Below are 4,254 nucleotides of genomic sequence, written 5' to 3'. Positions count from 1 at the left end.
TGCGCCGATCTTTCTGTCGACTCCCAATGGGATCCCTGATGCAGCATGGCTGGCATCGGGTCTTGCGCTCACCATGGCGCTTTGGTGGTTGACCGAAGCATTACCGCTCGCCGCAACAGCGCTCCTGCCACTCGCCGTGGCTCCCCTATTAGGGATCGCAGATTTCGGCGAGATTGCCGTTTCATTTGGCCATCCGCTCATTATTCTTTTTCTCGGTGGGTTCCTACTAGCGAAAGCGATAGAAAAATCAGGGCTGCACCGGCGGCTAGCGTTCACGCTTCTCGGTATCGCCGGGAAACGTCCCGACCGCATTCTTGCTGCCATCATGCTAACAACGGCGTTTCTAAGCCTCTGGATCAGCAATACGGCGTCCGCGATGGTAGTCGCCCCGATAGCTGCGGCGATAGCCGCCTCACAGACTGAGCGCCCTGAGTTCGGCACCGCCCTGATGCTTGGCGTTGCCTTTGCCGCCACGATCGGAGGTATGGGTTCGTTAATTGGAACGCCTCCAAACGCAATCTTTGCTGCGCATCTAAGTACCGCCTATGGGATAGAGGTTGGGTTTGCTCAATGGGCAGCCGTCGGCGTGCCGACGGCGATAATCTTGCTGGTTGTAGCGTGGCTGGTCCTCACCCGGCTAACACCGCAACTGCAGCCTGAAAACCTAAAGATACCGATTGGCGGACGCCTCGAGACGATGCGTGTTTCAGAACGCCGCGTGGGGTTCATTGCCGGACTGACGGCTCTGGCGTGGGTTTTCCGTCCGGTGCTCGAGGCAGTGTTCCCAACACTCGCACTCACGGATGCTGGAATTGCTATGCTGGCCGCAGTTGCCCTCTTTCTCATTCCCAGCGGCGATGGTGAGCGTTTGCTCGACTGGCAAAGCGCCCTGACGCTGCGCTGGGATGTGCTTATCCTGTTCGGTGGTGGGCTGGCACTAGCGGGCATCCTCGATCAGACTGGCCTCGCTGCATGGATCGGAGCGAAAATCGAGACGCTTGATTACCTGCCCGAACTTTTGTTGCTTCTGATCTTTGCTGCGCTCATCGTCTTTATCGGCGAGCTGGCTAGCAACACGGCGATGGCGGCAATTTTTCTTCCGATTGCCGGCGCGGTGGCGGCGTCTCTGAATATCGACCCAGTGACCTTCATGTTGCCCGTCGCTTTGTCGGCCTCCATCGGGTTCATGCTTCCGGTTGCGACGCCGCCCAACGCGATAATCTTCGCAAGTCCGTCGGTCACGCGCGTCGATATGCTTCGCGCAGGCGCGCCGCTTGATCTGGCAGGAATACTGATTTCCGTCGGCATGGGTTCAGTTCTGGCTTCGATTTTTTTCGGATGATTGACGATTTTTCGAAGGATTTCTCCCAGAATGGCAAGGTGTAGGCAAATCTGAAGCAGTTTTTGGCCTATACTTCCCGAGGTACACTCCATCTTTCCAAAAAGACTAAAGTGTTGCGTCGACCGATTGAAACCGCACCGCAATGCGGTTGTTAGCGTAGAGATTACGTTCAAAAATGAGCACTGAGGTCGGCGTAAGGTATCAATAGCCGGACATTGAGAAGAAAGAAGCTCTTATGATGAGCCGAGCGCGCGGAATTAGCGCATTTTTTGAATTTTCAGTTTGTCTTGTTTTGCTCTATTCTTAGTCGACTCCTCAGAACGCACGAGAGCTTTGGCAATAGCCTTTAAACTCATCCCCTTTGTCGCCAGCAGATGCAGCTTTTGGATTTCATCATATGTCCAAGCTTGGCGGTGGCGTTCGTAGCGTTCGGTCATTGGTGTCGTCTGCCTTATTATTATGTAGGAGCTATCATAAAGCATGGTCGTGCCGATGGTGCCGGTACAATTTCGATAACAATTTAGAAAGGACCTGTCGATCGAACAGATGCTGTGGAAAAAAATATGTTCAATCTATTTATGTGATCGAGACCCGAACCAAATCGAGATATCCAACTACTAAGAATAATGGCTTTGTTCGCAGGCTGTGTGAAAAGCCTATTTTTTTCTTCGTTTCAGTCCGGTTCGCTTTTGAAAATCTGCAAATGAGCGGTTCAGTTCCACCAGAGAAGAGCCCAAATCTGGCAATTTTCGGCGTTCGTTGAAGCCCCTCTCGTGCAGCAGATCCTCCACATTCCGAAGCTAAGGCGGAAACCACGCTTAGTGCATTGCAGCACGGTGGATGATCTCGGGGCGTGTTTTGAAGTAACAAAATGGGATGCGTTTTGTCATCCCACGAAGCGAGGTCACCGCCCTGCCCGCCTCAAGTTGGTGTCCTCTGACAGCGCCGATCTGCCCGCTCGGGTCCGATGATTGCTGAATGCGGGTCACCTTGGATGGCGGGTTGGGTTGATCCATATCAGCGCGTCATCAGTCCACTCAGGTATGAAGCGACGGGAATCCAACACCCATCAAGAGAAATATCGATGAAACGCCTACTTGCAACAGCATTCGTTCTTTCACTCACCGTCGCCCCAGTCGTGGCCGGTCCCGTAGTGGACTTCGAAAATTCCTATAATGTGGCCTATTTCAGCTACCGCACCGCGCTTTTTGCGACAAACACAGGAGACACGGCCAAATCCGTTGGGGCACTCAAGCAACTGGAGAACAACTGGACCGGACTTATGACACAATACCGTGCCAGCCCTCCGCCACAGTTCGAAGCTGATCCATTATGGGATCAAACCATAGAAGACGTCACGAACCTTCTCGACCGATCCAAAACACTGGCCGATGCCGGTGATCTACCCGCAGCGCATGAAACGCTGGAGGGCATCCGGGAGGCGCTTGGAGCATTGCATGCACGCAACCACGTCGAGACATTCTCCGACCGAATGAATGCCTATCACACCGAGATGGAAGTGATCCTTGGCAGCGACACGGCCAATATGGATGTGGAGGTTAAGCGAGCCTTGCTTGAGCATTCGGCTGTGCTCGCATACCTCGCCACGGACGTTCTCTCGGCTCCGCCCGCCGCGGCGCTCGAAAGCCCAGAGTTTGCAACCCTTGCGGCGGGACTGCAGACATCTGTTGACCAGTTCGTCGACGCTGCCCGCTCCGGCGATGACGCCGCCCTTCTAGAGGCGATTGGAGCGCTTAAAGTGCCATATTCCAAACTGTTTCTGAAGTTTGGATAAATCCTTACCGGCTCTCGCTGCTGACGCGGATTGGGGCAGAAATCCGCCCCATCTGGCAGCTGCGAGTTTCCATCCTAGGGCTGTTTTGCCCGCAGAGCCATTATTCGACTATGCCGCATTGAGCCCCTGCTTCAGGCCAAAAGCGGGCAACTTGGGACCATTATCCGCTAGGAAAGCTGCGTGGAAAATCTTTCGCCAATAGCCCTCGGATTCCTTGGGAGCCTTATCGCCGGTCTCATGACGGCAATTGGTGCCCTGCCCGCACTCTTTGGAAAGGCACCGAGTCGGGGTGTCCGGGATATGTTGTTGGGGTTTGCGGCCGGAGTAATGCTGTCCGCGTCATTCTTCTCTCTGATTATCCCGGCTCTGGAGGCCGCGGGCATAAGGTTTGGCGAGGGCGTGATCCCCGCTTTGATTGTCGTTGTCGGAATTCTTGCAGGGATGGCTCTTGTCGCTTTGCTGAACGAAACACTCCCCCACGAGCATTTCAGCACCGGACGCGAAGGGCCGCAAGGAGCGTCACTTCGCAAAATCTGGCTCTTTATCATTGCGATTACGATCCATAACTTTCCTGAGGGTTTGGCCGTGGGAGTTGGATTTGGCGCTCATGGGCTAACGGGCGGCATGCCGCTTGCAATTGGTATAGGACTGCAGAACCTTCCCGAAGGCCTTGCAGTGGCTGTGGCATTGGTTGGTGAAGGCTACAGTCGGTCCCGCGCCTGGAGTATTGCCGCGCTCACTGGATTGGTTGAACCCATAGGCGGTGCGATTGGAGCAGCGCTGATCGCGTTCTCGGAGCCGTTCCTGCCGTGGGGCTTAGCGTTCGCAGCGGGGGCCATGCTCTATGTAATTAGTCATGAAATTATTCCGGAAACACATCGTAGCGGGCACCAGAACAAAGCGACTTTTGGGCTCTCGATAGGACTTGTTCTTATGCTATTTCTCGATGTTTGGCTAGGTTAGAGCCTCCCTTGAAAGGAACACACAATGAACGTCATCAGCGCGCATCCCGGTAAGCCGCACTATATCAATCGTAGCGGCTGGCTTCGCGCGGCAGTCCTCGGGGCAAACGACGGTATTGTATCCGTTTCTTCGCTGATTGTCGGGGTTGCGGCAG

At 54.6% G+C, this 4,254-nt stretch carries 4 protein-coding genes and 1 pseudogene; 4 read left to right on the top strand and 1 reads right to left on the bottom strand.

Annotated features, from left to right (window positions below; all coding sequences use genetic code 11):
• Nucleotides 1-1,342, top strand: a 1,342-nt coding sequence (locus AC221Y_RS20995; RefSeq protein ID WP_486708301.1) for an SLC13 family permease, incomplete at its 5' end; no start/stop codon positions are given.
• Nucleotides 1,343-1,599: 257 nt separating this feature from the next.
• On the opposite strand, the gene AC221Y_RS20990 is transcribed toward AC221Y_RS20995, so the two are convergent.
• Nucleotides 1,600-1,779 (bottom strand): hypothetical protein, encoded by a 180-nt coding sequence (locus AC221Y_RS20990; protein ID WP_486708300.1) that lies wholly within the window; start codon nt 1,777-1,779, stop codon nt 1,600-1,602.
• Between the two features lie 647 nt (nt 1,780-2,426).
• Here AC221Y_RS20990 and AC221Y_RS20985 point away from each other — a divergent pair.
• The 3 genes and pseudogenes from AC221Y_RS20985 to AC221Y_RS20975 form a co-directional block, all read left to right on the top strand.
• Nucleotides 2,427-3,137: a hypothetical protein gene (locus tag AC221Y_RS20985; RefSeq protein WP_299748856.1), complete on the top strand. Its 711-nt coding sequence runs from the start codon at nt 2,427-2,429 to the stop codon at nt 3,135-3,137.
• A gap of 180 nt (nt 3,138-3,317) precedes the next feature.
• Entirely contained in the window at nt 3,318-4,100 is a 783-nt protein-coding gene (locus tag AC221Y_RS20980; protein WP_299748853.1) for a ZIP family metal transporter, read from the top strand.
• Between the two features lie 24 nt (nt 4,101-4,124).
• Nucleotides 4,125-4,254, top strand: a pseudogene (locus tag AC221Y_RS20975) (VIT1/CCC1 transporter family protein); the annotation flags it as partial.

This window comes from Boseongicola sp., from assembly GCF_057460485.1.
The sequence above is the reverse complement of the archived record's forward strand: the minus strand, read 5'-3'. Positions and strand labels throughout refer to the sequence as shown.

Coding starts and splice junctions, on each gene's coding strand:
- AC221Y_RS20990 (WP_486708300.1), bottom strand. CDS start 1,779: ATGACCGAACGCTACGAACGCCACCGCCAAGCTTGGACATATGATGAA.
- AC221Y_RS20985 (WP_299748856.1), top strand. CDS start 2,427: ATGAAACGCCTACTTGCAACAGCATTCGTTCTTTCACTCACCGTCGCC.